Source organism: Anaeromyxobacter sp. SG66, assembly GCF_022690805.1.
GTDB classification, from domain to species: domain Bacteria; phylum Myxococcota; class Myxococcia; order Myxococcales; family Anaeromyxobacteraceae; genus Anaeromyxobacter; species Anaeromyxobacter soli.
In genome coordinates this window covers 1-4,544 of the sequence record NZ_JALCZC010000184.1, presented here as the reverse complement: position 1 = coordinate 4,544, position 4,544 = coordinate 1, and the positions used below count along the sequence as shown (strand labels likewise).

Sequence of the window (4,544 nt, the reverse complement as noted above, 5' to 3'; positions counted from 1 at the left end):
GCGCCGAGCCGGTAGAGGCGGGTCCGCTCCGCCGCGCGCGCGGCGTGGAGCGGGTCCTCGCGATCCTGGACCCGCGGATGCGCCGGGCGCGTCTCGCGCACGTCGCGGACCACGAGCCCCGCGGCGACGGCGAGCGCCTCGACGGCGCCGGGGGGCCGGAGCCCGAGCCGCTCGGCGAGATCCGAGATGACGATCCAGGCCTCGCCGCCCGGCGCGAGCCGCGCGGGCAGCGTGCGGAGGAGCCGGTCGAGGAACCTGCCGCCGGGGTCGTACACCGCGCGCTCCAGGGGCGAGGCCGCCTCGGCGGGCAGCCAGGGCGGATTCGAGACGACGAGCTCGACCGGCGCGCCGTCCTCGGGGAAGAGATCCGCCTGCACCACCTCGACGCGATCCGCGAGCCCGAGCCGCGCCGCGTTCTCGCGGGCGCACGCGACCGCGGCGGGCTCGACGTCGGTCGCGACGACCCGCGCGCCGGCGCGGGCGAGGACGAGCGCCAGCACGCCCGTGCCGGTGCCGACGTCGTAGGCCCGCTTCCCCGCGACCGGCCACTCGGCGGCCGCGGCGGCGACGAGGTCCACGTACTCGGCGCGCACCGGAGCGTAGACGCCGTAGCGCGGGTGGACGCGCGCGCCGAGGGCCCGCACCTCGACGCCGCGCCGCCGCCACTCGTGCGCCCCGACGATCCCGAGCAGCTCCCGCAGCGGCAGGAGCCCGGGCCCCTGCGGCATGGGGCCGAGGGCCTCCTCGCAGGCGGAGGCCACGTCCGGCGCCCGGGGGAGCGCGACGCGCCAGCCCGCCTCGACCGGTACGACGAGGCGGGTGAGCACCTCGTGCTCGAGCCGCTTCAGCGCGCGCTCCCGCCGGAACTCCGACGCAAGGTCCTGGGTGGGGGGAGTGAGCGGGAGTGCGGGCCGCCGGGCGCCGGGCGCAGGGCGGCCGCGCCGTCTGGCGCCGGAGGGGGCCTGGTCGGGGCGGGCGAGCCGCCGCGCCATGGCGGTGAGGAGCTGTCGCGCATTGTGATAATCGCCCTCGTACACGAGGGCCTCCCCGCTGCTGGCGCGCGCGACGGCGGCCGCGGCGGTGGTGCGGTCGTCGGCGGCGCCCGCCCGCGCCGGCGCAGGCACGAGCTGCGAGAGCCACGCGGCCCGGCGCTCACCGGACGGGGTGCGCCAGATCAGCAGAGGGGGCGAGATCACCGGGGAAGCTCGTTGCGGCACCGTTCCACGAGGCGGCGTTCGGTCGGCCAGTTAAGTTATGTCGCGACATGTCATCACCCGAGACCGATCTTCCCGTCCCGGCGCCGAGCGCCAACAACCTGAGCTTCGTCGAGAAGCTGTACTACGAGTGGCTCGCCGAGCCCAGCGCGGTGGACGAGCGCTGGCGCAGGTACTTCGAGGCGCTGCCGGCCTCCCCGGGCAGCGAGCCGGCGCCGGAGGCGTTCGCGCCTCGGCGGCCGAACGGGGCCGCGCACGCCGCCCCTGCTGCTGCGGCGACCGCATCGGCGGACGCCGCGTTCCAGGCGCGGGTGGACCGGCTCGTCACCGCGTACCGCGAGTACGGCCACCTGCGGGCCGACCTCGATCCCCTGGCGCTCACCCGCCGCGCGGAACGCTTCTCGCTCGCGGCGTTCGGGCTCTCCGAGGCGGACCTCGACCGGCCCGCGGCGGACCCGGAGGGGCACCGCGGCGACACGCTCCGCCAGCTCGTGGCGAGGCTGGAGGAGACCTACTGCCGGACGATCGGCGTCGAGCTCGCGCACATGCACGACGCCGACCTGCGCGGCTGGCTCGAGCAGCGGATGGAGCGCACGCGCAACCGCGTGTCGCTCGACGCTGGGGTGAAGAAGCGGCTGCTCGAGAAGCTCGTCGAGGCGGAGACGCTCGAGCAGTACCTCGGGACGAAGTTCCTCGGCGCGAAGCGCTTCAGCGTGGAGGGCGCCGAGGGGCTCCTGCCGCTCTTCGAGCTCGCGGTGGATCGGGCCATCGGCCACGGGGTGCGCAACGTCGTCATCGGCATGGCGCACCGCGGGCGGCTCAACGTGCTCGCCAACGTGGTCGGCAAGCCGCTCCGCGACATCTTCGCCGAGTTCCGCGACGCAGCCATCGTGAACGCCGGCGGGGGCGACGTGAAGTACCACCTCGGCTACTCCTCGGACCGCGAGAGCGCCGAGGGCGTCCTCGTGCACCTGTCGCTCGCGTTCAACCCGAGCCACCTCGAGTGGATCGACACGGTGGTGCAGGGGCGGGTGCGCGCGAAGCAGGATCGCTACAGCGACACCGGGCGCCAGCGCTCGCTGCCCATCCTCGTCCACGGCGACGCGGCGTTCGCGGCCCAGGGCGTCGTCGCCGAGTCGCTCCAGATGTCGGAGCTCGAGGCGTACACGGTGGGCGGCACGATCCACGTCATCGTGAACAACCAGGTCGGCTTCACGACCTCGCCCCGCGACGCGCGCTCGACGACCTACAGCACCGGCCCCGCGCGCATGCTGCAGATCCCCATCATCCACGTGAACGGCGAGGACATGGAGGCGGTCGCCCAGGCGGTGCTGATCGCCGTCGACTTCCGCCAGCGCTTCCACCGGGACGTGGTGATCGACCTGTGGACCTACCGGCGGCACGGCCACAACGAGGGGGACGAGCCGGCGTTCACCCAGCCCGTCATGTACCGGGCCATCGCGCGCAAGCCGACCCTGAAGGCGCTCTACGCGCAGGCGCTCGTGAAGGAGGGGACGCTCGCGGCCGGCGAGCTCGAGCAGATGGTCGCGCGCTACCGCGCGCGGCTCGAGGAGGCGTACCACGACTCGGCGAAGATCGCGGTCCAGGCGGGCGCCCCGCCGATGACCGGGTTCTGGAAGGACTTCCGCGGCGGGGCGATGGGCCGCGAGGAGCCGCAGACCGGCGTCGCGCCGGACGTCTTGCGGAGGGTGGGCGACCTGCTCGTCGAGGTCCCGCGCGGCTTCCGCGTTCACCCGAAGCTCGCGAAGGTGCTCGAGGCGCGCGCCCAGATGGTGCGCGGCGAGAAGCCGGTGGACTGGGCGATGGCGGAGGAGCTCGCGCTCGGCACGCTCGCGTGGGAGGGCACGCGCATCCGGCTCTCCGGCCAGGACACGCGGCGCGGCACCTTCAGCCACCGGCACGCGGTGCTCTACGACCACGAGTCGGGCATCCCGTACTCGCCGCTCGCCCATCTGCGGAGCGGCCAGGGTCCGGTCGAGATCCGCGACAGCCTGCTCTCGGAGGCGGGCGCGCTCGGGTTCGAGTACGGCTACAGCCTCGAGATGCCGGACGCGCTCACCGTCTGGGAGGCGCAGTTCGGCGACTTCGTGAACGCGGCGCAGGTCATCATCGACCAGTTCCTCTCCTCCGGAGAGGCCAAGTGGAACCGGCTCTCCGGGCTCGCGCTGCTCCTGCCTCACGGCATGGAGGGGCAGGGTCCGGAGCACTCGTCCGCGCGGCTCGAGCGCTTCCTCGAGCTCTCCGTGGACGACAACTGGCGCGTGGTGAACCTCACCACCCCCGCCCAGTACTTCCACGCGCTGCGCCGCCAGGTGCGCTCGCCGTACCGCAAGCCGCTCGTGGTGATGTCGCCGAAGAGCCTCCTCAGGCACCCGAAGGTCGTGTCGCCGCTCGATCAGCTCGTGCAGGAGCGCTTCCGCCCCGTGATCGACGACGAGTGGGTCGACCCAACGGAGACGACGCGGGTCGTCCTGTGCTCGGGCAAGCTCTACTACGACCTCGCCGCCGCGCGGGAGGCTCAGGGTGCGCGGCACGCGGCGATCGTACGGCTCGAGCAGCTCTACCCGCTCGACGTGGAGTCGGTGCGGACCGCCATCGCGCGCTTCCGCCCGGGGGTCGAGATCGTCTGGTCGCAGGAGGAGCCGTCGAACATGGGCGCGTGGGACTACGTGAACGCCCACCTCGCGCCGCGGCTCCCGTCGCGGATCGCGCTCGTCTCGCGCGGACCGTCGGCGAGCCCGGCGGCCGGGTCGGCGACGCGCCACCGGCTCGAGCAGGAGCAGCTCGTGCGCGAGGCCCTCGGAGAGCCCGTCTCGCGGATCCGCGCGGAGCGCGCGGCCGCCCAGGAGCGCTGAAGATCATGTCCATCCAGCTGAAGGTCCCGTCTCTCGGAGAGTCGGTGACGCAGGCCACCATCGGCGCGTGGCTCAAGAACGAAGGCGAGCGCGTCCAGGTGGACGAGCCGCTCGTCGAGGTCGAGAGCGAGAAGGCCACGGTGGCGGTCCCGGCGCCCGCCGCGGGCGTCCTGAAGCGGGTGCTGAAGCGCACCGGCGACACCGTCGCGGTGGGGGAGGCCATCGCGGAGCTCGAGGAAGGCGCCGCCGGCGAGGCGGCCGCGACATCCCCGCTCGGCTCGGGCCCCACGCCGGGTGGCGTCGTCCCCGTGGCGCGGGCCGAGCCTCCGCCCCCTGCTCCGACCCCGCCTGCAGCGGCCCCACCGACCGTGCGTACCGCGCCGGCGGCCCCGGTGCCCGCCGCGGGTGCGCGCCGGGCCCCGCCGAGCGCGCGGCGGCTCCTCGCCGAGCACGG

3 protein-coding genes are annotated in these 4,544 nt (G+C 74.6%); 2 read left to right on the top strand and 1 reads right to left on the bottom strand.

Annotated elements, in window-relative coordinates; all coding sequences use genetic code 11:
* A partial coding sequence (locus MNZ39_RS23325) for a methyltransferase (RefSeq protein WP_242341485.1) occupies positions 1-1,196 on the bottom strand: 1,196 nt, incomplete at its 3' end.
* Positions 1,197-1,264: 68 nt separating this feature from the next.
* Here MNZ39_RS23325 and MNZ39_RS23320 point away from each other — a divergent pair.
* Positions 1,265-4,090 carry a 2-oxoglutarate dehydrogenase E1 component gene (locus MNZ39_RS23320; protein ID WP_242341484.1) on the top strand — a complete coding sequence of 942 codons (2,826 nt, stop codon included), beginning with the start codon at positions 1,265-1,267 and terminating at the stop codon, positions 4,088-4,090.
* A 5-nt stretch (positions 4,091-4,095) separates the two neighbouring features.
* Positions 4,096-4,544 (top strand): biotin/lipoyl-containing protein (locus tag MNZ39_RS23315; RefSeq protein ID WP_305037348.1); only part of this gene is annotated, 449 nt, incomplete at its 3' end.